Source organism: Streptosporangium sp. NPDC049376 (assembly GCF_044466505.1).
In the GTDB taxonomy this organism is placed as follows: Bacteria; Actinomycetota; Actinomycetes; order Streptosporangiales; family Streptosporangiaceae; genus Streptosporangium.
Map to the genome: position 1 here is coordinate 18,718 of NZ_JBITMT010000031.1, position 25,528 is coordinate 44,245.

A 25,528-nucleotide genomic window follows, 5' to 3' on the forward strand; every position below is an offset into this window, starting at 1 on the left:
GGTTTCCTCCCCCTCCAAGAGGGTCCTCGCCCTGGGACCCGAGTCCTACGAGCCGGCCGCTCTGGGGGCCTGGTCCCCCGGCTTCACGAGTCCGGCCTCGTAGGCCAGAATCACTGCCTGGGCCCGGTCGCGTACCCCGGTTTTGGCGAAGAGGCTGGTCACGTGGTTCTTGACGGTCGATCTGGTGACCTTGAGAGCGGCGGAGATCTCGGCGTTCGAGTGGCCGCGGGCGATCAACACCAGCACGTCCTGCTCGCGGTCGGTGACGCCCGTCAGCCTGGGACGGTGGCGTGGCGGCGGTGAGCGGACGAAGCTCTCGATCAGCCTGGTCAGCAGCCGGGGGGCCACCACGGACTCGCCCTCGTGAGCGATCCGTACCGCTCGCACCAGCTCCTCGGGGGGGATCTCCTTGGACACGAAACCGGACGCCCCGGCGTACAGCGCCTCCATGACATGTTCGTCGAGGTCGAAGGTGCTGATCACGACCACCCGGACGCCGGGATGCTCGGCGGTGATGCGCCTGGTGGCGGTGATGCCGTCGACGCCCTTGGGCATGTGGACGTCCATCAGCACCACGTCCGGAGCCGACCGCGCGCACATCCGGCACGCCGCGTCGCCGTCCTCGGCCTCGCCCACCACGACGATGTCCTCCTGGGCCTCAAGGATCATCCCGAAACCCGCCCGGATCAGCGCCTGGTCATCGACGATCAGCACCCTGATCGGCCGGGATGCGTGCACGGACACGGAAACCTCCCTCTGGAACGGACCCGATCTGCAGTTCCCCGCCACAAAGGGTGACACGCTCGGTGATTCCACGCAGGCCGAAGCCGTTCGTCTCCGACGTGTGCTGTACGGCCGGGCCGTCGTCGCTCACCTCCACCTCGACAGCCCCGGGAAGGTAGGCCACCGTGACGGTGGCCGCGGCTCCGGCGGCGTGTTTGCGGGAGTTGGTCAGCGCCTCCTGGACGATCCGGTAGACCGCGTTGTCCACGGTGGCCCCCAGCGGGAACGAATCTCCGGTCACCTCAAGCCGGACCCGCTGCCCGGCGCCCCGTGCCCGCTCCACGAGAGAGGGCAGAAGGGCGACCCCCGTCGCGTGGTCCTCACTCTCGGGTCTGTGCGTCTGCTCGGCGCGCAGCACGTGTAACAGGTGCCGCAGCTCCGCTATGGCGTCGCGACCGTTCCGCTCAGCCGTGGCCAGCGCCGTCTCCGCCCGGTCGGGGTCCTTGCGCAGGATCGTCCGTGCCGCACCGAGCAGGACGTTCACCGTACTGATGTGGTGGGCCACCACGTCGTGGAGCTCCCGCGCGATACGCGCCCGCTCGGCCCGTACGGCCGTCGCCTCCAGTTCGGACCGTTCACGTTCTCTCAGCTCGTGGCGTAGCCGCACCAGACACCCGAAGGCGACCAGCAGGAAAAGCGGACACAGCAGCAGCGCGGCGACGAGGAAGGCCACGGACAGCTGTCCGTCCGCGTCCCGGTTGAGGATCGGGGAGCCGAGGGCGTGCAGAACAACGAGCGTGCCGCCGTAGACCAGACCGGCGACCACCGCCGCCGTCCAGGAGACGCGGGGCGGAGCGTGCCTGCCGACGGCGTACAGGGCCACCGCCAGCGCCCCGGGCAGCACCGGATGCGACACCAGGAGCTGTGTCGCCAGGGCGCACACGAGGTTGACGACCAGGACCGGGACGGGTTGTGTCCGTCGCCGGAACAGGGCGACCGAGGCCAGACCGCCGATGAGCGCCTGAACGATGAGAGCGGTCCCGCTCGCGCCGGAGGAGGACAGTATCCAGGCGAACAGGATGACCAGGCAGTCCGCGGTCCGGGATCCGCCGAAACGCCTACGCCGCACAGTTCTGCACTCTGCCCCCCTGTGGTTTGGAGATCAATGGCGACCTGTCGAGTCTTCCATCCCGGTGAGAACGCGGCTGACGGCCGCGTCGAGTTCGGTGATCTGATCTTCGGTCAGGGCCCGTTCCCTTGAGTGCGCCAGCACCATCGGAGGGCAGTGATACGTGAACCGCCCACCGCTTTCCATTCCGGAGACCGTGAGCATCCGCGCATCGACGAGGGCCTCGATCCGCCATTCCGCCTCGGCCGGTGAGATCTTCTCCAAACACGAGGCGTCCTGGACCGAGACATCCTGTTTTCCGGAGTAGCCGATCTTCCTGAGCAGCGTCCTGGCCTCAGGGGACAGTGAGAGGTAACCGCTGTCGAGGGCGGCGCGGATGTCGAGGTCGTCATGGCGCAGCTCGGACAGGATTCTGCCGGGGCCCTCCAGGCGGGCGGCCAGGGTGGCGATGTCCCAGTGCGGTCTGGCGGCCAGTTTCGCGGCGATGATGTCCACGGCCAGAGGCAGGCCGTCACACAGTTCGATCACCCGATGGGTGGCCTCGGGCTCGGCCGCCAGGCGATGGGCCCCCACACCGTCGGCGAGAAGCGCCCACGCGTCATCGACGGACAGACCGCCCAGCGTGATCTGTACGGCTTCACGCAGCGAGGAGAGGGACGAACGGCTGGTGACGATGAGCGCGCACTCCCGGCAGGCCGGAAGGAACGAGCGGACCTGCGCCGCGCCGGCCACGTTCTCAACCACGATGAGGATGCGCCGACTGGCCAGGAGAGTGCGCAGGCGGCCGTTCTGTTCGTCCTGCCGTTTCGGCACCCTCGTGTCGCCCAGCGCGCGCAGCATGCCGGGCAGCACGTCGTCCGGCTCGGTGTTGTAGAGCTGCCCGTCGGGAAAGAGCTCCGCCGAACCGTGGGCCGCCTCCAGGGCCAGCGTCGTCTTGCCCGAGCCACTGGCTCCGGTGATCGCCACCGTACGGCTGCCCCGTTCCAGCGCCGTCCGGATCCGCTCCAACTCCCAGGACCGGCCGGTGATCTTCAGAGGGCGGGGCGGGAGCTGCCGGGGAACCGGCGCGTCCTCTGTCGGTACGGGTTCCTGGCGGAGGATCTGCTCGTACAGGTGCCGCAACTCGGGAGAGGGGTCGATGCCCAGCTGTTCGGCGAGCTCCTCACGGAGCCTGGTGAACGCGGCGATGGCCTCCCCGGTCCTACCGGCCCGGTAACAGGCCGTCATGAGCTGCCAGGAGAAGTGCTCACGCATCGGGTGTTCGCTGGTCAGGCGCCGGATCTCGGGGATCAGGTCGTTGTGGTTGCCGAGGGCCAGGTCGGCTCCGAAGCGCTCCTGGATCGCCGTCAGCCGCCGCTCCTCCCACTCCTCAGCCGCTGCCCTGAACACCTGGCTGTCCAACCCGGCCAGAGCCGGGCCACGCCAGACCTTCAGCGCCTCCTGCAGGAGCCTGACCTTGTCCCGGGGGTGCGCCGCGGTCCTGGCGGACTCGGTCAGACTCTTGAACCGCCACGCGTCGATCACCTCGGTGGGGGTGCTGAGCAGGTAGGAACCGTCCTGCTCGACGATGAGGACGCCCTGTTGCCGGAGTTCCCCGACCCCTCGGTGGATCTGGTTGCGCGCGCTCTTGACAGGACGCTCGCCGTAGAGTCCGTCCACCAGGGCGTCCATGCTCACCAACTGGCCCGGGGAGAGAAGCAGCCGGGCCATGACCGTCCTCGCCCGTCTTGTGGAGAGCCTGACCTCCCCGTCCTCCTTCCACAACGCCACGGCTCCCAGGAAGCCGAAGCGCGTGGACCGGCTCGTCCTCGCGCGTGTCCGCTCCGCTGACCGACCGCCCGCCTCTCGCACCATGTCTCGCCTCCTGCCGGTGGCAACCCTTTCAGGTTCCATGATGAGCAGGCGGCTGTCATGGCTCTATCGCCGTTCTATCGCGCCTTACTCGTCCGGGCGAGTAAGGCGCGGGATAGGGCCGCAAAGGACTTTCTCTCTACGTTCCTGCTGTCGCAGTCAGCGAGTTCAACCGAGGCGAAAGGTCGTAACCATGCCGGTCAGGAAATTGGTCATCACCACCATCGTCACCGCCGCCACCCTGCTTTATGCCGCGACCGCCGCCTGCGCCGGCCCTCTTCCGTCGGTTTCCCTGGTCGACACCCCCTGGGACTGATCTCCCACCGTGCTCGGGAGGACCGAGGCGGCGCGTTCGAGAGGCGCTTCGGAATTCGCCGTGGACGGGGTTTTCGGAAGCGCTTTCCGTTCGACGACCGGCCGGTGCGGGCCGGACGTCACATGAAGTCCTTGCAGCGTGTCTGTTTTCCACCCGGTACGGTCACCCGCACGTCGTTCACCTTCATGTGGTTCCTGGTTGCCGTGGCGGTGGCGATCGTGCAGACGAGCTGTCCCGTGGCCAGCCGCGAGAGGCGGCCGACCGTCGGAAACGACTGCGGCTCCAGACTGGCCCGGTCCTCCGGCTTTTCCACCAGGTCGAGGTCGAGGGTCGACAACCGGCGGTCCGGTATCGCCGGAACGCCCTTGCTCCGTGGCTGGATCGTCGGTGTCAGGCGTTTCCTCATCTTCGAACCGCTCGTGTCCAGCGTGAACCCGTGGTCGCTCACCTTGACGGCCAGGCCATCGGGCAGCCGGGTGCCGAGGGAGAGCTCCCGCTCCCGATCGGTCGGCCCTCCGAGCAGCAGTTCGACGGCCTCGGAGGCCCCGAACGGAGCGTCGGGACGGCTGACCAGGATGAGATCGCCGTCCCGCACGAAGTACAGGGGAGTGCCCTGGATGAAACCACGGGCGGGTTCTCCGGCGCCGATCACTTCGCTGGGACCGATGCCGCAGGCCGTACAGGCCATGAGAAGTGCCGCGCAGATCGTGAGAAGGGGGGCTCTCATGTGCGTTTCCTCGGCAGGGTGAGGGTGAAGACGGCGCCAGGGCCGGGGGCGACGGTCAGGTCGCCGCCGTGCAGGAGGGCGTTCTCGCGGGCGATGGCCAGGCCGAGGCCGCTGCCCTCCGAGCGGGCACGGGCGGCGTCGGCCTTGTAGAAGCGTTCGAAGACGTACGGAAGGACGTCGGCGGAAAGGCCGGGGCCATGGTCGGAGACCTCGACCGTCGCGATGTCGTCGGTCGCGCGCACCCGGACGGTGACGGGCGGTTCGCCGTGCCGCAGCGCGTTGCCGACGAGGTTGGCGATGATGACGTCCACACGGCGTGGGTCGAGGGGGACGACGATGTCCGGCGGCAGGTCCACGACGACCTCGGAGCCCCAGCCGCGTGAGCGCAGGCAGGCGGCCACGGCGGCGCCGACGTCCACGTCGTTGAGGTTGAGGACGGCGGCGCCCGCGTCGAAGCGGGAGATCTCCATCAGGTCGTCGACGAGCCTGGTGAGCCGGAAGATCTCGGCGCTCACCAGCCGGGCGGCGGTTCCGGCGTTGGGGTCGAGCCGGTCGGCTCCGGCCTCCAGGACGTCGGTGACGGCGGTCGCGGCGGCCAGCGGGGTGCGCAGTTCGTGGGAGACGTCGGCGACGAACCGCCGTGACCTGGCCTCCATCTCACGCAGCTCGCCGACGGAGTGCTCCAGCGCGGCGGCGGTCGCGTTGAACTGCCCGGCCAGCCGGGCCAGTTCGTCGCCGCCCCGTACCGGCAGGCGGGTCTCAAGCCGCCCCTCACCCAGCCGGCGGGCCGCGCGGTCCAGGTCGGCGACCGGGCGCAGCACGCCACGCGCGGCCAGCAGTCCGGCCAGCACCGCCAGCAGTACGGCGGGCAGCGTGGCGGTCTGGGCGGCGCGCAGTACGGCCGTCTCGTCGGTGGCGGTCTGCGAGAGCGATTCGACGAGATAGACGGTGATACCCGATGGTTCGCCGCCCGCGCCGAACATGACCCTGCTGCCGCCCACGAGGTACGGCACGCCATCGTCCACCACCCGCTGCCAGACCAGTTCGTCCCGCCGCAGGACTCTCGCACGCAGTTCACCGGTGATGCGGTTGTCGGAGGGGACCTCGCCGTCCCTGACCACGTACACGTCGCGGTTGCCGACCTCCAGGTCCTCGGCCAGCTGGTCGAGGACCTCGTCGTTCGCGGGCAGTGCGACGTCACGCGAGAGCAGCAGCACCCGGTACCTGAAGTCCTTCAGCAGCCGGTTCTGCGCTCCGGCCAGCAGGTTGTTCTGCGCCTTGTAGTAGGTCAGCCCGGCGGCCCCGACCGCGCTCAGCCCGCCGACCAGCACGAACGTGATGACCAGCCGGGCCCGTAGTCCTCGCAGCCAGGTCATACCGGCCCGAAGCGGTACCCGAACCCGCGCACGGTCTGCACGTATCTCGGCTCGCCCGGCACGTCCTCGATCTTGGAACGCAGCCGTTGCACACACGCGTCGACCAGCCGTGAGTCGCCCAGGTAGTCGTGGTCCCACACCGACTCAAGCAGCTGTTGCCTGCTGAAGACCTGCCCGGGCACGGCCGACAGGTGCAGCAGCAGGCGCAGCTCCATCGGCGGCAGCGCGATCCGCCGCCCGTCCCTGTTCACGGTCAGGGAGGCGCGGTCGATGCGCAGCGTGTCGTAGGTCTCGACCGGAGAGGGCACACTCTCCGTACGGCGCAGCACCGCCCTGATCCGGGCCTCAAGCACCTGGGGTCTCACCGGTTTGGTCACGTAGTCGTCCGCTCCGGCCTCAAGACCGCCGACCACGTCGAAGTCGTCGCCCCGCGCGCTGAGCATGATGATGGAGGTCGAGGTGGTCGCGCGGATGCGGCGGCAGACCTCGAACCCATCGATACCGGGCAGCATGAGGTCGAGCACCACCACGTCGGCGGCGAAGTGCGCCAGCAGCGCCAGTCCTTCCTCCCCGGACGCCGCCGACTCGACCTCGTGGTCCCTGCCCTTGAGGGCGATCGTCAGGGCGTTTCTGACGCTCGGGTCATCCTCGACCAGCAACACGCGTGCCATGCGTTCCAGTATCGACGGCCATGACTTGCGATTTGTCCGGTCTCGGAAGCTATTACACGTTCATGACATGGTGTGGACGGGTCGCTCATATGGACGGGCCAAGGTGATGGGCAGTCAACCGACCCATTGGAGAGAACCGTGTTGATCACCAAACGGCGTCTCGCCGTACTGGCCGTCCTTCCCACACTGGCGCTGAGTACGGCGTGCGGGGTACAGAGCTTCGCCAGCACGGCGAACTCCGGCGCGAAGGCCGCCACCTCCGCCGAGCCCGCCACGGCTCCCTCCGCCGCTCCGGCCACGTTGAGCTGGCACGAGGCCGCGGTGAAGTTCGCCGGATGCATGCGCGAGAACAAGATCAAGATCCCGGACCCGGTCAAGGGTCAGGACCTCGACACCAGCGCCGTGACCGACAGCACCCAGGCCCAGCTCACCGCCGCCATGAAGGCGTGCAAGGAGTGGGACTGGGTGATCCTCGGCGGCGGGCCGACGACCCCCGAGGAGGACGCCAAGTTCGCCACGTGGGCCAAGTGTCTGCGGGAGAACGGCGTCTGGCAGCCCATCGAAACGGATGAGCAGAAGCCCGCCGACTTCCAGGAGGTCAAGCCCAAGTCGGACGCCTGGGAGAAGGCCCAGAAGAAGTGCGCCCCGCTGGCCCCGCCCGCGCCGTACGAGGAGAAGTAGGGCGTGTCTCCGTCGTGAGACGGAGTCCGTGACGGCGCCGTGGCCAGGGGATACCAGGGGACGCGTCCTGTCCTCGCGGGGGTGGGGACAGGACGCGTGCGCCTCCGGCAGCGTCGCGAGCCGACAGACCGGGTGGTCACTCCACCCGGTCTGTCCGGTTGTCACGGCGGGCCGCGGTCACCGGTAGCGCGACGGGACGACGGGTCAGCCCCTCACTCCACTCGACCTGTTCGGCCGGTACGGCCAGGCGCAACCCCGGCCGCCGGGTCACCAGCGCCCTGAGGGCCTCGGTGAGTTCGACCCTGGCCAGCGCGGCGGCCAGGCAGCGGTGCGGGCCGTACCCGAAGGCCAGATGCGGATGCGGCGGCTGCGTTTCGAAGCGGTGGATGTCGAACCGTCCCGGTTCGGGAAAGGCGCGGGGGTCGTGGTTGGCGGCGTTGAGGTCGGGCATCACGACGCTTCCCGCCTTCAGCACGCCGCAGGAGAGTTCGACGTCCTCGGTCAGCCGGCGCATGAACGCGCTGGCGGGCGGCCCGTCGTAACGCAGGATCTCCTCGGCCGCGGTCGCCGCGAGCTCCGGCCGGGCGACCAGCTCGTCCCACTGCCCACGATGGAGCATGAGACGGAAGACCCCCTTGGACACCATCGAGGCGGTGGTCTCGTGCCCCGCCGTGATCAGCGCGAACACGGTGTTGACCAGCTCACCCTCGCTCAGCCGGTCCTCCTCGTCACGAGCCTGCACGAGCAGGTCGATGAGGTCGTCACCGGGTTCGGCGCGGTGGCGGGCCACCAGCTCCCGGGCGTAGGCCATGAACTCGGTGTAGCCCTGGTACCGGGCCTGTTCGGTGGCGGTCGAGGTGGTGAGGAACATGTCCGTCCAGGCCACGAACCGGTCGTAGTCGTCATAGGGGACACCCAGCAACCGGTAGATGACCCGGCCGGGCAACCGCACCGCGAACGCCTCGACCAGGTCGAACTCCTCGCCGACCCCGTCGAGCAGCTCACCGGCGATCGCCGCGACCCACGGCCGCCACGATTCGGTACGGCGGGGCGTGAACGCTCCGTACATGATCCGCCGGTAGCGGGTGTGCTCCGGCGGGTCCTGGTTGATCAGCGCGTCGGGGTCGTCGTCGATGCCCACGCCGCTCACCAGCCGGGGCAGGCCGGGAAGGCGCAGGTTACGGCTTGAGGCCGCCGAACCGAGCAGGGTCCGGACGTCCTCGTATCTGACGGCGACCGGCACCATGTCCCCGCTCGGCATGACGGCCGGGTCGAGCGGCCCCTCCTCGTGGCGTCGCGCGTACTCGGACGACGGGGTGCCCAGCGGCCCGGGGACGATGTCGTTCGAGATGTCGTTCGGGATGGAATCGGCGGCCATGGTGCCCCTCTCGGCTCCGGGCGCCACAGCGACGACCCTCCCGGAACGTACGCATACCACCGTTTACGGTCAATGCTTAACTTCCTCCGAAAACCGACTTTTCCTCATTTGCCGGATTAACCGGTCATTCTTTTCTGGGAGGTGGTCTGTCGGTTCCGTTGCCTAAGCTTCCCGGCCATGACCTTCACGACCCCTGACCCTCCGATCGATCTCGTCGAAAGGTTCCCCTGGATGAACGCCTACGCCAGGACGGCCGTCCGGCTTCATCCACGCCCGGGAAAGCCGACCATCCACGACAGTCACATCGGAGGGCCATTGATCTGGCCGGTCGCCGAACCGTGGCCCGCCTGTGACCGGGTCGTCCAAATACAGGTCGCGCCCTTTGGGCAGCCCGGTTGGCTGGATCGGCGCGATCACCTTCCGGAGAGCCCGGTGCCCATGGTCGGGGTCGCGCAGTTCTACGCGCGTGACATTCCCGAGATCCCTTTTCCGGAGGGCAAAGACCTGCTCCAGGTGCTGTGGTGTCCCAATGACCACGACATGGAAGACATCGTTGGACCCGTCCCACTACTGGTCTGGCGTCGAAGCGACGATCTCGTCGATGTGCTCGCGGAACCGCCCATGCGACACCACACCACCCCTGACCGCATTCTCGGTGCCCAGGCGGCCGACCTGAGCGTGGAACACTGTCTACCGCGTTCCTGCGTGCTGAGTCCCGAACGGGTCACCGAATACCCTTATCCCGAGGAACTGCCCGAAAAGCTTCAGGCGGCCCTCGACGAGTGGGACGACGGCGACTACCAGTACCTTCTGTCCATCGCGCCCGGCTGCAAGATCGGCGGGTGGGAGTCATGGCATCTCTCTGACATGTACGAGCTGCCCTGCGACGTCTGCGGGACCGAGACCGAGCCGCTCCTCAAGCTGGCCAGCAGCGAGTGGGACGCCGGCAGTGAGCCGCGATGGCGTCCTCTCGAAGAGCGCCATCTCGACCGGAGCACGTCCGAGTGTCAGGAGACCGTCGAGCCGACCACGCTCAACCTCGGTCGCTACGGCGCCTTGACCATCTTCCTGTGCCCCCGGTCCGTGGACCACGGTCACCGCCTGACCATCCAGTAGTCCCCAGACGATCACATGGGCCGCGATGAGGGAGTACACGGCGCCAGTCCACGACTCCTTCGGCATGGTCACCGTCGGCGAGGAGCCGGTCTGAACGAGCGGAAGGTTGACTTTCGCACATCATTCACGTTTATTAGCACATGTGGAGGGTTCGAATCGGCTGCTGGAGATCATCTCCTGGTTGCGTACGGCGGAGCGGGTCACGGTCGGCGAGCTGGCCGAGCGGACCGGCTGTTCGGAGATGACCATCCGCCGCGACCTCGACCAGCTCGCCGAGCAGGGAGTGTTGCGCCGGGTGCGCGGCGGCGCGGTGAGCCTGATGCTGCGCGGGGAGGCGCCGCCGTTCGCGGTGCGTGAGCGCGAGGCCGTGGACGTCAAGCGGCGGATCGCCGCCAAGATCGACGAGCTGGTTGCCGACGGGGAGTCCGTCGTGCTGGACAGCGGGACGACCGTGCTGCGCGTCGCCCGCGCGCTGGCCGGCCGGAGGATCACCGCGATGCCCCTCGACCTCCACTCGGTGAACGCGCTGAGCGGCGCGGCCGAGGTGAGACTGCTGGTGCCCGGCGGGCAGGTCCTGCCCAGGACGTCGTCGTTCACCGGGCACCTGACCGAGATGTCGCTGCGCGCTCTGCGGGTGGACACCGTGATCCTCGGGGTGTGCGGGCTTTCCGCAGGGCACGGGCTGACGGCCCACGACCTGGCCGAGGTGCCGGTCAAGCAGGCCGCGATCGCCGCGGCGCAGCGGAAGATCGCGGTGTGCGACGCCTCGAAGTTCGGCATGACCGGGCTCGGCCATGTCTGCCCGATCGGCGAGCTGGACGCGGTCGTCACGGACGACGGCGCCCCACCGGGAGAGATCGGGAAGATCGAAGCCGCCGGGGTCGAGGTGATCCTGGTTTGACCACGACAGGGGGAACGATGGGGCAGCGCTACGAGGCGGTCGTGTTCGATCTCGGCGGGGTGGTCGTCGACTGGAACCCCCGGCATCTCTACCGCAAGCTCATCGAGGACCAGGACCGGATGGAGTGGTTCCTCACCGAGGTCTGCCACGGCCCGTGGAACGCCGAGCAGGATCGCGGCCGTCCCTTCGCCGAAGGCGTCAGGGAGGCCGTGGAACGCCATCCCGACCACCGGGAGCTGATCGAGGCCTACTGGAGCAGGTGGCCGGAGATGCTCGACGGCCTCGTCCCGGGCACGTCGGAGATCCTGGCCGAGGTCCAGCGGGCGGGGACGGCGATGTACGCGATCACGAACTGGTCGGCCGAGACGTACCCGCTTGCGGTGGACCGCTATCCGGTCCTGAAGGTCTTCAGGGACATCGTCGTCTCAGGAGAGCTGAAGATGATCAAGCCGGATCCGGAGATCTACCGGTACGCGCTCGATCGTTTCGGCCTCTCTCCCGAGCGGGCGCTGTTCGTCGACGACAGCCCGGCGAACGTCAGGGGCGCCGAAGCCGTCGGCATGGGCGCGATCCTCTTCACCGACGCCGCGGCCCTGCGTGGTGAGCTGGAGCGGTACGGCCTGCTCTGAACCCCGGTGACCGGGGAACATACCCCCGAGAGCGCAAGGGGGTGTCTGATGGAGATCCTGAGGCGACCACCGACCACGAAGCTGCCCGCCGCGTGTTTCACCGGCGACGCCTGGGCGGACGTGGTCTACCGGGGCGATCACATACGGGCCAACATGGTCCGCTTCGCCCCGGGAGCCCGTACGGCGTGGCACTCGCACGGCCTGGGCCAGACCCTGCTCATCGTCGAGGGGGTCGCGCTGATCCAGGCACGCAAGGGCGGGATCATCGAGGCCCGTCCCGGCGACGTCGTCCACACCCCGCCGGGTGAGGAACACTGGCACGGCGCGGCTCCGGACCGGTTCATGTCCCATCTCGCACTGTGGGAGGACGACGACGTCTCCTGGCGCGAACACGTCAGCGACACCGAGTACAGCGGCCCCCGGACCGGCTCCCGGGGGTGAACGACCTGCTCAGAGGTCCGGTGGATTCCCGCCGACCGCGTGCAGGGCGTCGATGTAGCCGTCCCCGACGTCGAACCTGGTGATGTCCGTGGTCCGGTACTTGCAACAGTCGTACCCCCAGACCGCCCGGGGGCTGATCTCCTGGAGCCGCAGGTTCTTCTGTTTCGTGACCCCGTGGGCGCGGCCGATATAACAGACGTCCGGGTCGATCTTCTCGGTGTATACGCTCACCAGGGGAAACGCCCTGGTCAGCGTGTCGATCAGACCGGTCGTCGTGTCGAGGTCGATGCCCGGCGGCGTCCGGGGACGCTCCTCACGCAGCCGGAGGGCCCGGTGGGCGACCCGCGCGGCCTTCCAGTTGGAACGTGTCGCGTGCTCGACGTCGCGGAGCCGTACGACCGAGTGGCCGTCGAGGTGGAACCCGGCGGAGATGGTGTGGAGCAGTACCCACTTGCGTCCGAGCCCGACCACGTAGGCGTCGAGCCGGTCGGCGCCGTCGATGTCGCGAATGATCCGCACAGGTTTGCCGGATTCCAGCGCGCGCCGTAGACCTTCGACTGCCTGATGTGTGGCCATGATCAAGGATTGTCGTGGTTCACGGAGCGATGTTCAGCTGGTTTTACGTGGGGTCAGGCGCCTTCCGGGGGTGGGGTCCTGGTCATGCCCCGGGGCATCAGGAGGAAGACCTTGTGCGACAGGCGGTCCAGGGCACCGCCCCTGCCGAAGACCAGACCCGCCGCGAAGTCCACGAACTGCCTGGCCTCGCTGTCCGGCAGCCCGGTGAGGTCCATCACCACGGGGTTGCCGGTGCGGAAGTAGTGGCCGACGTGGAGGGCCTCTTTGTAGTCCTTCGGGCACAGTTTGATCACGGAGTTGGTTTTTCCCGTGTCAGGACATGGTCAAGCCTTCACATTGCGGGGGTACGGAGTCCTCACTCCCAGGTGTCGGGCGGGTCGATGACCAGGTCCTCGACGCGTGGCAGCGGGGCCGGGTCGCCGTCGCTGGAGTAGACCTCCAGGTGGGACAGGCGCCCGTGCCTGACGAAGAGGAGAACGCCGTCGTCGCGCCCACGCACGTAGGCGGAGGAGACCAGCTCCTTGCCCAGGGTGGGAGGCTCGTCCTCGGTGCGGAAGTCGATCGTCGCGCATCCGCACCCGCAGTTTCTGGTCACGACCACCGAGGGCACCTGTCTCCTGAGGTCTTCCGCACCGGGGAAGTCCCGGGCGAGAAGGGCCAGGATCACGGCCCGCTCATCGGCGGACAGAGGACGTTCGCTGGGCGACACATCGTCAATATATCGAACCGGCCGCATCTGACATATGCGTGATGATTTTTTGTGACCTTTCTCGCCGGGCTGATCGGCCCGTGGACGGCTTTCCCCGGGACAGGCCGGGCGGAAAACACGAAAGTGTGTCCGTTTCGTATTTCTATGGTAACGAGACTTGTGTCACGCATTGAAACTCTGCCATGGAGACGGCTATTTCGGGGAATGCCCGGCAGGAAAGCGGCCGGTCAGCGGATTCGCCGCAGCGTCAGCCACCAGGACGCCGCCGCGGCCACCAGGCCCAGCAGGATCGACCCGACCACCAGCCCGTACGGCAGGCCGATCGCCTGCGGGACGACGATCATGATGATGAACACGGCCATCAGCAGCTTCGCCCAGCCGTACGCGGAGGCCTGGCCCTCGTCGCGGCTGCGGATCCAGCGGGGGAGCCGGTTGGTCGCCAGCACGTACAGCCCGAGCGCTCCGGTCGCGAAGGCGAACAGCGTCGCGATCCCGGTGTGCACATTCATCGGGCCCGGCCTCCGTCACTGGTCGTCGGCATGAGAATCGGCTGCGTGGCAAGGCATACGATCTCACGATATTCGCGACATACCGGTGATACCACAGAGTTGACTGATGATTTGCGAGATGGGGGTGCGCTAGGCAGTCTTCAGCGATTTATCGGGATGATTGCCCATTTTCCACCCAGGCTGTGAAAGCCTTTACGGTGCTTTTCCTGGGCTTTTCTGGGTTTAAGAGCTAAAGCCGGGAAGAGGAGAACGGATCCCATGTGGAACGGTCAGCCCTGCATGAGGAACGACGTCGGCACGGAGCTGGGGTCCGGGGCCGTCGAGGGGACGTACGAGGGAACGGCGGACGGATCGGCAGGGGAGCCGTACGAAGGGGTCGCGGACGGATCAGTCGGGGCGCCGTAGGAGGGACTGGGCGAAGGGGTCACAGAAGGGGCGGCGGAGGGGTCCGAGGCCCTGCCGCAGCCGCCGGCGGTCCGTCGTTCCTGGGCCAGCTGGTCCACGGTCTTGGTCCGGTAGTCGGTCTCCTGCTGCGCGGGAGGCGTGTACCGCCACTCGCCGCCCTCGAAGACGAAGCCGAACTCGCTCTGGTCCCCGGGGCCGGTCGCCTGCACCGTGGCGTGGTCGCCCTCGACCGCGACGCTGGAGATGGTGAACTGGCCGTCCTGGACGAGGGGCGGGCAGAGCTGGAACAGCCTGACGTAGTCCTCCCGTTTGATCACCGTCTGCGACTGGGTGCTCCACAGGTCCCAGAAGTCGCCGTAGGACCCGCTTGAGTAGGTGTCGAGCGCGAGCTGGGCGGCCTGTCGCGCCGACGACTCGGAGCGTTCGGCCTCCTGGGTGGGGAAGGTGTCCTTCGGCGTCGAGACGGGGTTGAGCACCATCACCAGCGCGATGGTCGCCGCGATGAGCACGCCGATGACCATGGTCAGGATGGCCGCGACGCCCCGGCCCGTCTCGCCCCGCTGTGGCCTGCCGTACTGCGGCGGCGGGTGGGCCACGCGAAACCTCCGGGGGGCCGATGGGACCGGTATGGAACGGGCGGTACGGCACAGTCGCGACTAAATCGATCTTAACCCCCGAATCCGGAGCCACCCCAGCCGACATAATGCCCACGTGTGGCAAACGATCGGTACGGCGGCCGTCGTCTTCGCCGGGACGAACGTGGACGACATCGTCATCCTGACCGTACTGTTCCTGGCGGCGAGAGCGAAGGCCACTCCCAGGCCGGGGAAGATCGTCGCGGGGCAGTACACCGGCATCGCGGCGCTGGTGGCCGTGTCCGCCGTCGCGGCGCTCGGACTGACCGTGGTTCCGGACCGGTGGGTCGGGCTGCTGGGGCTGGTGCCGTTCGGCCTGGGGGTGCGGGGACTCCTGGCGAAGGCGGACGACGAGCGGCCGGTCGCCTCCGGGGTGGTCTCGATCGCCGGGGTGACCATCGCCAACGGCGCCGACAACATCTCGGTCTACACCCCGCTGTTCCGTACGGCCGGCACCGCGGCGAGCCTCGTCACGGTCGCGGTCTTCGCGGTGCTCGTGGCGCTCTGGTGTGTCACGGCCTCCTGGCTCGGCTCCCACGGAAGGGTCATCGACCTGGTCGACCGGTGGGGGCGGTGGCTCGTTCCCGTGATCTTCATGGTGATCGGCGTGACCATCCTGGTGGGCACGCTCTTTAGCGAATAATGCACCATTCGTCCGAATTTGCACGGCCTCGAATGGGGAATAGTTCCACATGCGAGGACATTTACGGTTCTATCGCCATAGATGGTTCAAAGTGTGGATCGCAATGATGGCGCTGTCCGCTTCCCTGATCTTCATGATGGAAATGGTCGGCAACCGCGCCGTGATGCCCGCGGCTTTCTTCTACGGCGCCGCCGCGGGGCCGGCCGCTCTCCTCCTCGCCATCCACGACCGCACCCGCATCGGCGACAGCGTGCCGGGCACCACGCTGGTGGGGATGTTCCTGTTCGGCGGGGGTGTCGCCCTGCTGCTCGGCGGCTACTTCGACGCCCTGCTCATCTCGGAGAAGGACAACCCCACGATCCTGCGCGTCGGCTGGATCGAGGAGGCGGCCAAGTTCGTCCCCCTACTCGCGGTCGCGCTGACCGGGGCGCACCTGACCAAGCCCGCGGGCGTCGCGCTCGGCCTGTCCTGCGCGACCGGCTTCGCCATCATGGAGTCGATGTCGTACGCCTGGAAGAGCATCAGGCACGACAGCGCCGTTGAGGCGGGGATGGTGCTGTTCATGCGGGGGCTCACCACCCCGTTCAGCCACCTGGCCTGGACCGGCCTGGTCTGCGCGGTCGCCTTCGGGGTGTGGCAGACCAGGAGACGGGTCGTGCTGACCAGCGCGGTCACCGCGGCCTTCGCGGCGGCGGCCGTACTCCACTCGCTCAACGACGGCCTGCTCATCCTCGACCTGCCGGGCGGCGTCAAGCTCTTCTTCCCGGTGGTCGCCGCGGTGAGCTACTGGCTGTTCCATCGGGCGACCCGCGACCTGGAGAAGGCCACGCTGTCGGAGACGGCACCGTCCTCGGCCTAGGAGGCCCTACTCGTACGGCTCCGCGGGCGCCGGTACCCTCGCCAGCCCGGTCCCCGCCAACTCGGGGTAGATCAACCCGTTGGGCATCTTGCCGAACGTGTGCGGGACCCACGTCCCGGTGACCTCGACCCAGGTGTCCCTCGGCGGTGCCTTGATTCCCTTGACCAGGACCTTCAGCGCGAAGGCGTCCGCCGCGCAGCAGGCGATCTGCATCCGGGTGACGTACCACTCGCCCCCGCGCCTGGCCGGGACGACGAAGCCGGTCAGCCGGACGGCACGGCCGGTGAGGGACTTCTTGTCGTCGTCCCACGCCCTGCCGATGAACTCGCCGATCGGCATGTCCACGGGACCGCCCCCGGCCAGCGGAGCGAAGGCGCCGGGATCCCGCTTGGGCAGCGCGGGCGCCTGCGACCTGGCCGCGGCGAAGGAACCGAGCGCGGGCGGCGCCACCAGGAGGATCGCGAAGACCGGCAGGCACAGCAACCACGCGACCCCGTGCCCGTGCCCATGTCCGTGATCATGGTCATGTTTGCGCTTGGTGAACAGCCCCGCGACGCCCAGAACCACCAGCACGACCCCCGCCCCGACCAGGAACGGCCGGAAGCCCGGTTTGACGTAGTTCAGATAGCTCGTGGAGAACCCCGAGATCCACAACACGACGCCGCCGAGCAGCGCCAGGACGAGGCTCTGGGTCACGCGGCTCACAGCAGCACCTCTCCGAACAGGGCGCTCACCAGTACGGCGAGCGCGAACGTCACCGGGACGAACCTGACCGCGAACGCCCTGCCGAACGTGCCCGCCTGCAGGGCGATCAGCTTCAGGTCGACCATCGGCCCGACCACCAGGAAGGCCAGCTTCGCGGTCGCGGGGAACGCGGTCATCGAGGCCGCGACGAACGCGTCCGCCTCCGAGCAGATCGACAGCAGCACCGCGAGCACGGCCATCACCGGTACGGCCAGCCACGGCACCCCACCGACCGCGTCCAGCCACTCCCGGGGGACGGCGACGTTGAGCGTGGCCGCGGCCAGGGCTCCCACGACAAGGAATCCGCCCGCGTGCAGCAGGTCGTGCCGCATCGCCTCGCCGTACCTCGCGAGCCTGCCGCCCGCACCGTGTGGATGGGAGGGAACGCGCAGCCACTCGTGACGGCCGTACCGCAACCAGAGCCAGCCGGTCAGCACCGCGACGGCCAGCGACGCGCCGAACCGGCACAGAACCATCATCGGCTGCCCGGGGAAGGCGACGGCCGTGGAGACCAGCACCACCGGGTTGATCGCCGGGGAGGCGAGCAGGAAGGCCAGTGCGGCGGCGGGCGTCACCCCCCGCGCCATCAGGCCGGACGCCACCGGCACCGAGGCGCACTCGCACCCCGGCAGCACCGCGCCCGCCAGGCCCGCGACCGGCACCGCGGCGGCAGGACGCCTCGGCAGCGCCCTGGTCCAGAAGGACGCCGGGACGAACGCGGTGATCGCCGCGGACAGCGCCACCCCGAAGACCAGGAACGGCAGCGCCTGCACGCACACGGCGACGAACACCGTCGCCCAGGTCCGCAGGGCGGGCGAGGTCAGGTGGGGAGTGAGGGTGAGCCTGCCCACGACCAACAGGACGACGACGAACGCGAACCCCCACGGCAGTCGCGACGTGCCCCGCCCCCACGAGTCAGGCGGCAGAACCCCCTCGTCATCCCAGCCACTCCGGGACCCAAACATGATCCATATCGTGTCAGATCCCTACGGTCCATCACAGCTGGGACAACAGCCACCTGGGACCGGTCACGTCCGCGCCCAGCGCGACGACCCGCTCATGCAGTCCCCGGTCCGCGGTGACGACCAGGACGTGCTCCCACCCCGGAGCCTGCCGTACGGCCCGCACCACGGCGTCGTCACCGCTGCCGGGCGCGGAGATCATCGTGACCCCGGGAACCCCGGGGACGTCACGGGCCGCCCCCTCGACCACCACGGCGAACCTGGGGAACCACCTGGTCAGCGTGGGTGTCCTGGCGGGCAGCGCGCGCACGCCGCTGGCCGCCAGGGCGCCGACCTCGGAGACCAGCTTGGCGGTGGCCCCCGCGCGGTCACGCCACCAGCCGTGTTCGGCACGGGCGCCGACGATGTTCGCGGCGTCGAGCACGACCAGCACGGGACCGAGCGCCCGCCCGATCACCGGCCAGCTTCCCGCGAAACCGGGATGCAGCGGCCTGTCGGGGATCTCGTCGGGGGTGAGCCAGCGCAGGTCGACGCTCTCGTCGTTGGCCGGCAGGGCGTCCAGCAGCCGGGGAGTCGCGGCGATCACCGTGTGGAAGGACCAGCCGCCGTGATCGTCGACGTAGACGCCCTGGATCCGCAGGTCGTCGCCGTCCAGCCCGGCCTCCTCGCCCGCCTCCCTGAACGCGCCCGCCACGGGGTTCTCGTGACTGTCGAGCGCGCCGCCGGGCAGGCCCCACGTGCCGCCGTGATGGCTCCACCCGGCACGTTCCTGCATCAGCACACGCGGGGTGCCGGCGTCGTCATGATGCACGGCCAGCAGTCCGGCCGCGCCGTACACCCCCCAGTGCCGATGGCCGAGCGCGCACTCGACCCACCCGTCCCCGTCCTTGGCCGCCATGCCCCCATCATCGCACCGCCTCTTCCGGCCGGTTCTGATCGCGGGGCGGGCGCTCAGTTTCCGCCCGCGGAGAAGTGCTGGTAGTCCTTGATGCCCGACCAGTCGCCGCCCCAGCCCCAGCCGACCCGGGCGAAGGCCTTGACGACCCGGTCGCCGGGGTTGACCACGCCGGGGGCGTCCACCGGGCGCTTGGCGAACTTTCTGGCGTTCTTGTGCGCAACCGAGCCGTCGGCCGAGACGTAGGGGTTCTCGCGGGGGTTGATGTCCACGGCCCTGCCGTAGGCGTGCTGGGACCAGTGACTCGACCCGGTCGCCGCGCGGCAGTTGAACGCCGAGGTGTTGTTCGCGTCGATGGAGTCGAAGTCGTCGCCCTTGTAGGCGTCGACGGGCTCCATCTTGTAGATGGGCCAGCGCCAGTCGTACAGACGGCCGAAGACCTTGGTGATGGCCTCGGTCGCGTCCTTGTTCACGACCAGCTTGCCGGTGTGGGGTTTGTCGTCGAAGCCCCAGTAGGTCATCGTGATCATCCGCAGGCCGTCGAGGGGGACGGGGCAACCCGGCCGCCAGGAGTGTTTGACCTGCTCACGGGTGACCTTGGAGACCGTGGCCGAGAACTTCGGCGGGGCCGTACGGCTCGGGGTCGAGCCCGGAGCCGGGGGTGCCGTCTCCTGGGCCGTCTTCTGGGCCGTCTCGTCGGCCGCGGAGGTCTGGGAGACGGGGGAACCGGAGGCGGGCCGCTGGGCGGTGGTCGTGCCGCACGCCGTCGCGAGACCGGTCGTGAGACAGGCGGTGGCCACCGCGAGCGTCGCCTGGATACTACGCATCACGAGTCGTGAGCCTCTCACTTGTCGTCGCCGCACGCCGGGCGGACCGTGGTAGTCGTCCGGCCACCTGACGTGACAAAGGGTAGCCGCCGCGCCCCACCGCCCCGTACGGTCGCCCGCGCCCTGACGTTCCTTGGCCGAGGTTTTTGGCGAAAATCCCGCGCAGGTGTTCGAAGGGGCGCTATAGTCGGTCGCACCGGATCGAACACGGGTTCGGGCGGTGTCTGCCCAGATGGGGGTGTGTCATGGCGATGCTCGCGGTGCCCGAGACACCCCATATCCCCGCGACGCACCCCTGCGCACGGCCTCGTGCGACACGCCGTAGCCCTTTCTACGGAAATCTACCTCGGCCGCTATATCCCGTCATAAAGTCCGAGACCGTGGACCCCGTGCGCAACCCGTACGCCCCCGGCGCGGGGCAGCGCCCTCCCGAGCTCGCCGGGCGTGACCGAGAGCTGCAGCAGTTCGAGATCGTCCTGGAGCGGGTGGCCCGCGGTCGTCCCGAGCGCAGCATGGTCATCACCGGCCTGCGCGGCGTCGGCAAGACCGTCCTGCTGAACGCCTTCAAGTCCATGGCCATGCAGCGGCTGTGGGGCACGGGAAAGATCGAGGCCAGGCCCGACCAGTCGATCCGGCGCCCGGTCGCCGCCGCGCTGCACCTGGCCATCCGTGAGCTCGCCCCCCGGCACCGCGCGCCGGAGCGCATCGAGGAGTTCCTCGGCGTGCTCAAGGCCTTCGCGATGCGCGACCCGAGCGCGGCCAAGGGCACCTCGCACTGGTCGCCGGGCATCGACGTGCCCGCGAGCCGGGGCCGCGCCGACTCGGGCGACCTGGAGATCGACCTCACCGAGCTGTTCGTCGACGCCGCCGGGGTCGCCACCGACCTGGGGGTCGGCATCGCCCTGTTCATCGACGAGATGCAGGACGTGCAGGCGCCGGACGTCTCAGCGCTCTGCGCCGCCTGCCACGAGCTGTCCCAGAACGGAGGCCCGCTGATCGTGGTCGGCGCGGGCCTGCCGCACCTGCCCGGCGTGCTGTCGGCCAGCAAGAGCTACTCCGAACGGCTGTTCCGCTACGCCAGGATCGACCGGCTCGACCGAGAGGCGGCAGACCTGGCGCTCATCGCCCCGGCCGAGAGCGAGGGGGTCGAGTTCACCCAGGAGGCCCTCGACGCCCTCTACGAGGCGGCCGACGGCTACCCCTACTTCGTCCAGGCCTACGGCAAGGTGGCCTGGGACCTGGCGCTGAGCAGCCCGATCACCGCCGACGACATCAAGGTCTCCGCGCCCGAGGCGGAGGAGGAGCTGGCGGTCGGCTTCTTCGGCAGCCGATACGAGCGGGCGACACCCGCCGAGCGTGACTACATGCACGCGATGGCCGCCATCGGGGACGAGCCGGTGGCCACCGCGGAGGTCGCCGAGGGGCTGGGTCGTAAGCCCTCAAGCCTCTCCCCGGCCCGTGACAGCCTGATCAAGAAGGGCCTGATCTACAGCGCCGAGCGCGGGTTCATCGCGTTCACGGTGCCACACTTCGGAAAGTTCCTGCGTTCCCAGCCCGTTTGAACACATGTTCGATATAGTGATGTCACGGTCTACACGGGGCCCTAGCCCTCTATACGGCTCTCTAGTGGGGAAGCTAGAGAGCCGTATAGAGCTGTATGGAACCGCTAGAAAGATCTAGGGCTCTCTAGCGTCCAGCCGATACGGGCATAGATTCCAGCAGAGACATCTCCTCGACCGGCTGACCGTCGAAGCCGACCATCGCCACCCGCACCGCCGGGTGCCGCCCGCTCAGATAGACCGCGAAGACCACCTCGACCGGCTCACCCGTGTGACCGCGCCCCTCGTAGACGAAGAACCGCCAGCACAGCTCACGCCAGCTGTCCACGGGCTCGGTGCTCGACAGCAGCTTCACGTGTGAGCGCCAGGTCGCGCTCGCCCGTAGCCGGCCGAGGGCGTGCGCGGGGTCGAGCGGGCGCTGCTCACACGGCGCGCGATACCGCAGCCGCGCCGCCGCCTCCTCGATCTCCGGCGAGAGTACGGCGAGCACCAGCAGCCCGCCCAGGGCGGCGACCGCCTGCGTCCAGTTCATACCGGACAACAGCGCCCAGCCCGGAATCCGCGGCGTCCAGACCAGCCCGAGGGACATGGCGGTCAGCACCATGGTGCGCCCCAGCGAGCGCAGCCCGACCGGCACCGCGCTGACCTCGCCGAAACAGCCACACCCCACGTCCGGACGGCGCCGCCGCAGCTCCCACAGCACGTAGGTCGACACGGCGAAGAACGCGGCCGTACCCCAGCGGAACACCGGATGACCCGTCGTCACCAGCCCGGCGACCAGGACCACCTCACCGGCCGCGCAGCCGAGCATGGCGGGCGCGCGCCAGCGGTCGGCCACCAGCACCGCGGGACCGAGCCTGCTCAGCACGCCCGGCTCCGCCTCGCCCCTGGCCGTCCACACCTTGGCGAGCGCTCCCGCGACGAGCAGCGCGCTCAGCACCGGAAGCTGCGCGGCGGCGATCATCGTCAGCATCTGTGTCACCCCAATCCGACCCGGGCGTTGAAACACCCCTTGGTCAGCTCCCCGCCGAGCTCCACGAAGGAGACCGGCGACAGTTCCACGATCCGGCCACGGGGAGAGGTGCCGCATTCCAGGCAGCGGTCGCAGAACCGGCCCGCCAGGCAGCCGCAGGCCACGATCGGAAGCACCGAGGTCCGCCCGGCGCACACGTTGCGCACGCTGAGCGCGGAACCCAGCGCGAGGTACGGCAGCGCCGTACAGGACACGCCGGCGTCCTGGCAGTCGCTGTCGGCGTGTTCCAGCATGGGATAGGCCACGCCCCGCTCACCCCAGTCGAAGGTGTCGGACCAGGTCGAGGTGCCCGAGATGCGGGACTGCGCGCCGTACCCGGGAGGCGGTTTCGGCACGGAGGTCCACCGGTAGGGCGGCTGGGAGGTCGCGGGCAGACGGGCGTGGGCGACACCGTCCTCGCGGATTCCGATGGCGTCGAACAGGTAGCCGGGCTCGAACTGCGGGTGCCGTACTCGCAGGCGTCCCGAGGCGCCGTAGGGGATGACGATCGTGCGCCGCCCCCGGTGGGGCCCGCAGTACAGCTCGACCGTGAGGTCCCTGCGGCCGCTGCCGACGGACTGGATCACGCCGGTGATGCGGGTGATGTCGGCCCAGATCCGGTCGACGACCCGGCCGCCCTGCAGGGCCCTGACGATCACGTGGGCACCGACCGGCAGGTCGGCGGGGGAGACGTTCTCACCGCGCCATGCGGTCGCCCACGGCGCGATGACGAGCCGCTCCTCCTCCCCCTCGGGGGTCTCCACGACGATCAGGTGCGGGCTCACGTCCAGGATCTCGCCGGTGATCGAACGCAGGGGCTCCCCCTCCTCCGAGTCGGCCTCGGGGTCCGGCTCCCGCTCGTCGGAGGAGCCGGGGGAGTCGAGGGATCTGCCAAGCACGGCGGCGGCCAGCACACGGCGGCGGTCGGCGCTGCGATACGGCATCGTCACTCCCATGTTTCGCGAAGGTCTCCCGGTCAGCGTCACACGCTCACGGGAGTCTCGCCGTTCGCTTCGGCCAATAATCCTGTCGGTGGGGTGGCGGGGTAGCAAAATTCCCCCTCCCGGTGGAACGCGTCATTCCCCGTTCTAGGGCAAACCAGTACCTGACTCCGACTTGGGACACCTCTGCCTGGGGGAGGCGTTCTTTGCTGTTGACGGGACGAAATATAGGTTCCGGTTCAGCCGGTTTAGGGGCTCTGGCTGCGATTCTGGCCACGAGGCACACCTGACCACAGGCTGGTGATCGCGGTGAGCGGCGGAATCCATGAGGAGTTCCGCGAGTACGTCGTTGCTCGCGGTCCGACACTGCTGCGCGCGGCCCGTCAGCTCACCGGGCATCCCAGTGACGCCGAGGACCTGCTCCAGGCCGCCCTGTTCAAGACCTATCTGGCCTGGGGTCGCATCCACGACCGCGCGGCGCTCGACGCCTACGTGCGCCGGGCGATGGTCAACATCAACATCTCCTGGTGGCGGCGGCGCAAGCTGGAGGAGTATCCCGCCGAGGAGATCCCCGAGCCCGTCCTCGTCAGCGGCTCGGGCCATCTGCCCGAGCAGGTCGAACAGGCCCTCGACCGGCTGCCGACCAGGATGCGGACCGCCGTCGTGCTGCGCTACTACGAGGACATGACCGAGCCGGAGATCGCCAGGGCGCTGGGCATCAGCGTCGGCACCGTCAAGAGCACGGTCTCCAGGGCGATGGCGCGGCTACGCGGCGATCTCACGGTTCCTGAGCAGCGACAGCCGCAGCCCCAGCGCTAGACTCCCCGGACTCCGCCCCGGCCGTCGCGCACGGCCGTACGGCGTCGCGGATCGTCCGCAGCATGTCGAGGAAGACATCGAGCTGCTCGGGGGGGAGCAGGCCGGTGAACCACTCCTCGATGTCCGCCAGGTGCCGGGGGAGCACCGCGGTGAGCCGGTCCGTGCCCGCCTGGGTGATCACGGCGTAGGAGGCCCTGCGGTCGGTCGCGCACGCCTGCCGTGCGACCAGTCCCTCACGTTCCAGCCTGTCCACGACCCGGGTCACCCCACTGGTGGACAGGCTGGTCTGCGCGGCCAGGTCGCTCATGCGCAGGCGCCTGCCCGGGGAACGTGCCAACCGGATGAGGGTCTCGAAGTCGATGTCCGAGAGCCCCGCCTCGGCGAAGGAGGTGTGGGTCTTCGCCAGCAGGCCGCCGAAGGCTTCCGCGAACAGGCCCATGGCCGTTAACCGGGAGTCGTCAAAGGAGGTCACCGTTCCACTTTAACCGATGATGGTTGACGTGGGGAATATTCCTCGTGTAGAAATCTGTTGGCGCAAACATCCGCACTGCAAGCACCTCTTCAGGAGTAGTCATGACCACTCGGACCTGGGAGAACCTTCAGCTCCCCGCCGCGGGTACCTTCAACCTCGACGCCGCCCACACCCGGATCGGCTTCATGGTCAAGCACATGATGGTGAGCAAGGTCCGCGGTCACTTCGACCAGTTCGCCGGAAGCGTCACCGTCGCCGAGAACCCCCTTGAGTCCTCCGCCGAGCTGACGATCAAGGCCGAGAGCATCAGCACCGGCGTCGCCGACCGCGACGGCCACCTGCGTGGCGACGACTTCCTCGCCGCCGAGAAGTTCCCCGAGATCACCTTCCGCAGCACGCGCGTGGTCGGCCACTCCGGCGACGAGTTCACCGTCCTCGGTGACCTCACCATCCGCGACGTCACCAAGCCGGTCGAGCTCACCGTCGAGTACGGTGGCGCGGGCACCAACCCCTGGGGCCAGTCCGTGTGGGGCTTCTCCATCACGACCGAGATCGACCGCGAGGAGTTCGGCCTGACCTGGAACCAGACCCTGGAGACCGGTGGCGTCCTGGTCGGCAAGAAGATCAAGATCGAGATCGAGGGCGAGGCCAACCCCGCCGCCTGACGATCGTCATGGGAGGGTCGATTGGCCCGCGTGGTGTCGTGGTCCTCGCCGCCTGCCCGGTGTCGTGACCTTCGTCGCCCGATAGTCGTCGTCCACAGGTTCCCTCCCGGCGTTCGGGATTCGTTGTCCACAGGCTCCTTTCCGGTGTTCGGGAGGGAGCCTGTGGATTTTCCGGTGAGATCACTCATGTGGTCTTTGGGCACGGCTGGGCTTGGGGTCCGGCGCCCGCCTGTGTGGTCGGGGCAGTACCCTCCGGCTTTCCCGGGAAGTTGATATTCCGTCAGGTGGTACCGGACGTCTCGTCTGGCGGGAATCCCCAGACTCACAGCCGTGTCTGCCTGCGAGAATCGCTGATCG

Annotated in this window: 30 protein-coding genes; 11 read left to right on the forward strand and 19 right to left on the reverse strand. The window is 68.8% G+C overall.

Annotated elements, in window-relative coordinates; all coding sequences use genetic code 11:
- Positions 1–45: 45 nt before the first annotated feature.
- Genes ACIBVQ_RS38195 through ACIBVQ_RS38205 form a run of 3 tightly spaced genes read right to left on the reverse strand, consistent with a single transcriptional unit; the run spans position 46 to position 3,706 of the window.
- Positions 46–744, reverse strand: a complete 699-nt coding sequence (locus ACIBVQ_RS38195) for a response regulator (protein ID WP_386194237.1) — start codon at positions 742–744, stop codon at positions 46–48.
- Entirely contained in the window at positions 698–1,852 is a 1,155-nt protein-coding gene (locus tag ACIBVQ_RS38200) for a sensor histidine kinase (RefSeq protein WP_386194235.1), read from the reverse strand. The genes ACIBVQ_RS38195 and ACIBVQ_RS38200 overlap by 47 nt, the downstream gene beginning before the upstream one ends.
- Positions 1,853–1,885: 33 nt before the next feature.
- Complete coding sequence (locus ACIBVQ_RS38205; protein WP_399183707.1) at positions 1,886–3,706, reverse strand: BTAD domain-containing putative transcriptional regulator; 1,821 nt, start codon at positions 3,704–3,706, stop codon at positions 1,886–1,888.
- 190 nt (positions 3,707–3,896) lie between these two features.
- On the opposite strand from ACIBVQ_RS38205, the gene ACIBVQ_RS38210 reads away from it, so the two are divergent.
- Positions 3,897–4,019, forward strand: coding sequence for a hypothetical protein (locus ACIBVQ_RS38210; RefSeq protein WP_362783966.1), 123 nt, complete (start codon positions 3,897–3,899; stop codon positions 4,017–4,019).
- Positions 4,020–4,137: 118 nt separating this feature from the next.
- Here the strand turns inward: ACIBVQ_RS38210 and ACIBVQ_RS38215 are convergent, their stop codons facing one another.
- From ACIBVQ_RS38215 to ACIBVQ_RS38225, 3 genes are read right to left on the reverse strand one after another with little or no spacing between them, the layout of a single operon-like run.
- Complete coding sequence (locus tag ACIBVQ_RS38215) at positions 4,138–4,746, reverse strand: hypothetical protein (RefSeq protein WP_399183709.1); 609 nt, start codon at positions 4,744–4,746, stop codon at positions 4,138–4,140.
- A complete protein-coding gene (locus ACIBVQ_RS38220) occupies positions 4,743–6,122 on the reverse strand; it encodes an ATP-binding protein (RefSeq protein WP_386194228.1) in 1,380 nt (459 codons plus the stop codon). The genes ACIBVQ_RS38215 and ACIBVQ_RS38220 overlap by 4 nt, the downstream gene beginning before the upstream one ends.
- The gene (locus tag ACIBVQ_RS38225) at positions 6,119–6,793 is read right to left on the reverse strand and encodes a response regulator (RefSeq protein WP_399183711.1); all 675 of its coding nucleotides are present in this window, start codon (positions 6,791–6,793) and stop codon (positions 6,119–6,121) included. The genes ACIBVQ_RS38220 and ACIBVQ_RS38225 overlap by 4 nt, the downstream gene beginning before the upstream one ends.
- Positions 6,794–6,931: 138 nt before the next feature.
- Here ACIBVQ_RS38225 and ACIBVQ_RS38230 point away from each other — a divergent pair, with 138 nt between their 5' ends.
- A complete protein-coding gene (locus ACIBVQ_RS38230; RefSeq protein WP_362911090.1) occupies positions 6,932–7,474 on the forward strand; it encodes a hypothetical protein in 543 nt (180 codons plus the stop codon).
- A gap of 136 nt (positions 7,475–7,610) precedes the next feature.
- Here ACIBVQ_RS38230 and ACIBVQ_RS38235 read toward each other — a convergent pair whose 3' ends face one another.
- Positions 7,611–8,852 carry a cytochrome P450 gene (locus ACIBVQ_RS38235; RefSeq protein WP_399183713.1) on the reverse strand — a complete coding sequence of 414 codons (1,242 nt, stop codon included), beginning with the start codon at positions 8,850–8,852 and terminating at the stop codon, positions 7,611–7,613.
- 177 nt (positions 8,853–9,029) lie between these two features.
- On the opposite strand from ACIBVQ_RS38235, the gene ACIBVQ_RS38240 reads away from it, so the two are divergent.
- From ACIBVQ_RS38240 to ACIBVQ_RS38255, 4 genes are all read left to right on the forward strand, one after another.
- On the forward strand, positions 9,030–9,968 hold the full coding sequence (locus ACIBVQ_RS38240; RefSeq protein WP_399183715.1) for a hypothetical protein: 939 nt from the start codon (positions 9,030–9,032) through the stop codon (positions 9,966–9,968).
- Between the two features lie 142 nt (positions 9,969–10,110).
- Complete coding sequence (locus ACIBVQ_RS38245; protein ID WP_352014854.1) at positions 10,111–10,869, forward strand: DeoR/GlpR family DNA-binding transcription regulator; 759 nt, start codon at positions 10,111–10,113, stop codon at positions 10,867–10,869.
- The gene (locus ACIBVQ_RS38250; RefSeq protein WP_399183717.1) at positions 10,866–11,498 is read left to right on the forward strand and encodes an HAD family hydrolase; all 633 of its coding nucleotides are present in this window, start codon (positions 10,866–10,868) and stop codon (positions 11,496–11,498) included. The genes ACIBVQ_RS38245 and ACIBVQ_RS38250 overlap by 4 nt, the downstream gene beginning before the upstream one ends.
- Positions 11,499–11,546: 48 nt before the next feature.
- Positions 11,547–11,939, forward strand: a complete 393-nt coding sequence (locus ACIBVQ_RS38255; RefSeq protein ID WP_399183719.1) for a cupin domain-containing protein — start codon at positions 11,547–11,549, stop codon at positions 11,937–11,939.
- A 9-nt stretch (positions 11,940–11,948) separates the two neighbouring features.
- Here ACIBVQ_RS38255 and ACIBVQ_RS38260 read toward each other — a convergent pair whose 3' ends face one another.
- The 5 genes from ACIBVQ_RS38260 to ACIBVQ_RS38280 all read right to left on the reverse strand — a co-directional run bounded on the left by ACIBVQ_RS38260 (position 11,949) and on the right by ACIBVQ_RS38280 (position 14,734).
- The gene (locus ACIBVQ_RS38260) at positions 11,949–12,515 is read right to left on the reverse strand and encodes a hypothetical protein (RefSeq protein ID WP_352014851.1); all 567 of its coding nucleotides are present in this window, start codon (positions 12,513–12,515) and stop codon (positions 11,949–11,951) included.
- Between the two features lie 53 nt (positions 12,516–12,568).
- On the reverse strand, positions 12,569–12,808 hold the full coding sequence (locus ACIBVQ_RS38265; protein WP_352014850.1) for a cell division protein SepF: 240 nt from the start codon (positions 12,806–12,808) through the stop codon (positions 12,569–12,571).
- Positions 12,809–12,870: 62 nt separating this feature from the next.
- On the reverse strand, positions 12,871–13,224 hold the full coding sequence (locus ACIBVQ_RS38270; RefSeq protein WP_352014849.1) for a hypothetical protein: 354 nt from the start codon (positions 13,222–13,224) through the stop codon (positions 12,871–12,873).
- Between the two features lie 227 nt (positions 13,225–13,451).
- Positions 13,452–13,733 carry a hypothetical protein gene (locus tag ACIBVQ_RS38275; RefSeq protein WP_352014848.1) on the reverse strand — a complete coding sequence of 94 codons (282 nt, stop codon included), beginning with the start codon at positions 13,731–13,733 and terminating at the stop codon, positions 13,452–13,454.
- A 269-nt stretch (positions 13,734–14,002) separates the two neighbouring features.
- On the reverse strand, positions 14,003–14,734 hold the full coding sequence (locus ACIBVQ_RS38280; RefSeq protein ID WP_399183722.1) for a hypothetical protein: 732 nt from the start codon (positions 14,732–14,734) through the stop codon (positions 14,003–14,005).
- Between the two features lie 115 nt (positions 14,735–14,849).
- Here ACIBVQ_RS38280 and ACIBVQ_RS38285 point away from each other — a divergent pair, with 115 nt between their 5' ends.
- The gene (locus ACIBVQ_RS38285; protein ID WP_399183724.1) at positions 14,850–15,416 is read left to right on the forward strand and encodes a cadmium resistance transporter; all 567 of its coding nucleotides are present in this window, start codon (positions 14,850–14,852) and stop codon (positions 15,414–15,416) included.
- A gap of 133 nt (positions 15,417–15,549) precedes the next feature.
- Positions 15,550–16,275 carry a PrsW family glutamic-type intramembrane protease gene (locus tag ACIBVQ_RS38290; protein ID WP_399183726.1) on the forward strand — a complete coding sequence of 242 codons (726 nt, stop codon included), beginning with the start codon at positions 15,550–15,552 and terminating at the stop codon, positions 16,273–16,275.
- Positions 16,276–16,281: 6 nt separating this feature from the next.
- On the opposite strand, the gene ACIBVQ_RS38295 is transcribed toward ACIBVQ_RS38290, so the two are convergent.
- The 4 genes from ACIBVQ_RS38295 to ACIBVQ_RS38310 are packed head-to-tail and all read right to left on the reverse strand — an operon-like array spanning position 16,282 to position 19,703.
- Positions 16,282–16,980, reverse strand: coding sequence for a TIGR03943 family putative permease subunit (locus ACIBVQ_RS38295; RefSeq protein WP_399183728.1), 699 nt, complete (start codon positions 16,978–16,980; stop codon positions 16,282–16,284).
- Positions 16,977–17,984, reverse strand: coding sequence for a permease (locus ACIBVQ_RS38300; protein ID WP_362911100.1), 1,008 nt, complete (start codon positions 17,982–17,984; stop codon positions 16,977–16,979). Before ACIBVQ_RS38300 ends, ACIBVQ_RS38295 begins: the two co-directional genes overlap by 4 nt.
- Positions 17,985–18,015: 31 nt before the next feature.
- Positions 18,016–18,879, reverse strand: a complete 864-nt coding sequence (locus ACIBVQ_RS38305; protein WP_399183730.1) for an NUDIX hydrolase — start codon at positions 18,877–18,879, stop codon at positions 18,016–18,018.
- Positions 18,880–18,932: 53 nt separating this feature from the next.
- Complete coding sequence (locus ACIBVQ_RS38310) at positions 18,933–19,703, reverse strand: M15 family metallopeptidase (protein ID WP_399183776.1); 771 nt, start codon at positions 19,701–19,703, stop codon at positions 18,933–18,935.
- Positions 19,704–20,083: 380 nt separating this feature from the next.
- Between ACIBVQ_RS38310 and ACIBVQ_RS38315 the strand changes: the two genes are divergently transcribed.
- The gene (locus tag ACIBVQ_RS38315; RefSeq protein WP_399183732.1) at positions 20,084–21,265 is read left to right on the forward strand and encodes an AAA family ATPase; all 1,182 of its coding nucleotides are present in this window, start codon (positions 20,084–20,086) and stop codon (positions 21,263–21,265) included.
- Positions 21,266–21,389: 124 nt separating this feature from the next.
- On the opposite strand, the gene ACIBVQ_RS38320 is transcribed toward ACIBVQ_RS38315, so the two are convergent.
- Both ACIBVQ_RS38320 and ACIBVQ_RS38325 read right to left on the reverse strand, forming a co-directional pair.
- Positions 21,390–22,235, reverse strand: coding sequence for a MauE/DoxX family redox-associated membrane protein (locus ACIBVQ_RS38320; protein WP_352014840.1), 846 nt, complete (start codon positions 22,233–22,235; stop codon positions 21,390–21,392).
- A 5-nt stretch (positions 22,236–22,240) separates the two neighbouring features.
- Positions 22,241–23,218, reverse strand: coding sequence for a hypothetical protein (locus ACIBVQ_RS38325; RefSeq protein WP_386194200.1), 978 nt, complete (start codon positions 23,216–23,218; stop codon positions 22,241–22,243).
- Between the two features lie 306 nt (positions 23,219–23,524).
- On the opposite strand from ACIBVQ_RS38325, the gene ACIBVQ_RS38330 reads away from it, so the two are divergent.
- Positions 23,525–24,034 (forward strand): SigE family RNA polymerase sigma factor, encoded by a 510-nt coding sequence (locus tag ACIBVQ_RS38330; protein ID WP_352014838.1) that lies wholly within the window; start codon positions 23,525–23,527, stop codon positions 24,032–24,034.
- Here ACIBVQ_RS38330 and ACIBVQ_RS38335 read toward each other — a convergent pair.
- Positions 23,994–24,506, reverse strand: a complete 513-nt coding sequence (locus ACIBVQ_RS38335; protein ID WP_352014837.1) for a MarR family transcriptional regulator — start codon at positions 24,504–24,506, stop codon at positions 23,994–23,996. The two genes, ACIBVQ_RS38330 and ACIBVQ_RS38335, sit on opposite strands and share 41 nt — an antisense overlap.
- Before the next feature lie 101 nt (positions 24,507–24,607).
- Between ACIBVQ_RS38335 and ACIBVQ_RS38340 the strand changes: the two genes are divergently transcribed.
- The gene (locus ACIBVQ_RS38340; RefSeq protein ID WP_352014836.1) at positions 24,608–25,171 is read left to right on the forward strand and encodes a YceI family protein; all 564 of its coding nucleotides are present in this window, start codon (positions 24,608–24,610) and stop codon (positions 25,169–25,171) included.
- The last annotated feature ends 357 nt before the right edge of the window (positions 25,172–25,528 follow it).

Coding starts and splice junctions, on each gene's coding strand:
- ACIBVQ_RS38225 (WP_399183711.1), bottom strand. CDS start 6,793: ATGGCACGCGTGTTGCTGGTCGAGGATGACCCGAGCGTCAGAAACGCC.
- ACIBVQ_RS38210 (WP_362783966.1), top strand. CDS start 3,897: ATGCCGGTCAGGAAATTGGTCATCACCACCATCGTCACCGCCGCCACC.
- ACIBVQ_RS38235 (WP_399183713.1), bottom strand. CDS start 8,852: ATGGCCGCCGATTCCATCCCGAACGACATCTCGAACGACATCGTCCCC.
- ACIBVQ_RS38290 (WP_399183726.1), top strand. CDS start 15,550: ATGATGGAAATGGTCGGCAACCGCGCCGTGATGCCCGCGGCTTTCTTC.
- ACIBVQ_RS38255 (WP_399183719.1), top strand. CDS start 11,547: ATGGAGATCCTGAGGCGACCACCGACCACGAAGCTGCCCGCCGCGTGT.
- ACIBVQ_RS38340 (WP_352014836.1), top strand. CDS start 24,608: ATGACCACTCGGACCTGGGAGAACCTTCAGCTCCCCGCCGCGGGTACC.
- ACIBVQ_RS38325 (WP_386194200.1), bottom strand. CDS start 23,218: ATGCCGTATCGCAGCGCCGACCGCCGCCGTGTGCTGGCCGCCGCCGTG.
- ACIBVQ_RS38320 (WP_352014840.1), bottom strand. CDS start 22,235: ATGCTGACGATGATCGCCGCCGCGCAGCTTCCGGTGCTGAGCGCGCTG.
- ACIBVQ_RS38220 (WP_386194228.1), bottom strand. CDS start 6,122: ATGACCTGGCTGCGAGGACTACGGGCCCGGCTGGTCATCACGTTCGTG.
- ACIBVQ_RS38205 (WP_399183707.1), bottom strand. CDS start 3,706: ATGGTGCGAGAGGCGGGCGGTCGGTCAGCGGAGCGGACACGCGCGAGG.
- ACIBVQ_RS38215 (WP_399183709.1), bottom strand. CDS start 4,746: ATGAGAGCCCCCCTTCTCACGATCTGCGCGGCACTTCTCATGGCCTGT.
- ACIBVQ_RS38260 (WP_352014851.1), bottom strand. CDS start 12,515: ATGGCCACACATCAGGCAGTCGAAGGTCTACGGCGCGCGCTGGAATCC.
- ACIBVQ_RS38300 (WP_362911100.1), bottom strand. CDS start 17,984: ATGTTTGGGTCCCGGAGTGGCTGGGATGACGAGGGGGTTCTGCCGCCT.
- ACIBVQ_RS38310 (WP_399183776.1), bottom strand. CDS start 19,703: ATGCGTAGTATCCAGGCGACGCTCGCGGTGGCCACCGCCTGTCTCACG.
- ACIBVQ_RS38240 (WP_399183715.1), top strand. CDS start 9,030: ATGACCTTCACGACCCCTGACCCTCCGATCGATCTCGTCGAAAGGTTC.
- ACIBVQ_RS38275 (WP_352014848.1), bottom strand. CDS start 13,733: ATGAATGTGCACACCGGGATCGCGACGCTGTTCGCCTTCGCGACCGGA.
- ACIBVQ_RS38305 (WP_399183730.1), bottom strand. CDS start 18,879: ATGGCGGCCAAGGACGGGGACGGGTGGGTCGAGTGCGCGCTCGGCCAT.